Annotated in this window: 1 protein-coding gene; it reads left to right on the top strand. The window is 63.0% G+C overall.

Annotated elements, in window-relative coordinates; genetic code table 11:
• Positions 1–364 (top strand): MetQ/NlpA family ABC transporter substrate-binding protein (locus J5M67_RS27385; protein ID WP_243434913.1); only part of this gene is annotated, 364 nt, incomplete at its 5' end.
• Positions 365–633: the final 269 nt, after the last annotated feature.

Genomic DNA, 633 nt, shown 5'->3' with positions numbered 1-633 from the left:
GCAGAAGCAGGGGCTCCTCAAGCTGCGCGACGGGGCGGGCCTGAAGGCGACGCGCTTCGACGTCGTCGACAATCCGAAGCAACTGAAGCTCGTCGAGCTCGACGCCGCACAGATCCCGCGCTCGCTCGCCGACGTCGACGCGGCCGCGATCAACACGAACTACGCGATGGAAGCCGGCCTGAAACCGAAACAGGACGCGATTGCGATCGAGGGGCCGAACGGTCCGTACGCGAACATCCTCGCGGTGCGCGCCGAGGACAAGGACAAGCCGTGGGTCGCGAAGCTCGTGGCCGCCTATCGGTCGGCCGACGTGAAGCGCTTCATCGAGCGCCAATTCGGCGGCGCGGTGATCGCCGCCTGGTAGGGGAGATCGAGGCCGCCGCCCGATTAGAGGCGAAGATCGAAAGCCCGGGCTTGGCGTCCGGGTTTTTTCTCTTTTAAAATAGAACGACCGTTCGCTATTATCGGCGTGCCGCGAGGGGGCGCTATCCTCGGTGCAGCCGCAAATTGAATGACCGGCGTCGCCGCCGCGTGGGCGAGCCACGCTATAAAATGGCCGCTGGTCGTATTCGTAACTTTGGAGCGTGTGCATGAAAATCCTGGTGCCAGTGAAAAGAGTGGTCGATTACAACG

It is taken from the genome of Pseudomonas sp. 30_B (assembly GCF_017491605.1).
GTDB lineage: Bacteria > Pseudomonadota > Gammaproteobacteria > Pseudomonadales > Pseudomonadaceae > Pseudomonas.
The sequence above is the reverse complement of the archived record's forward strand: the minus strand, read 5'-3'. Positions and strand labels throughout refer to the sequence as shown.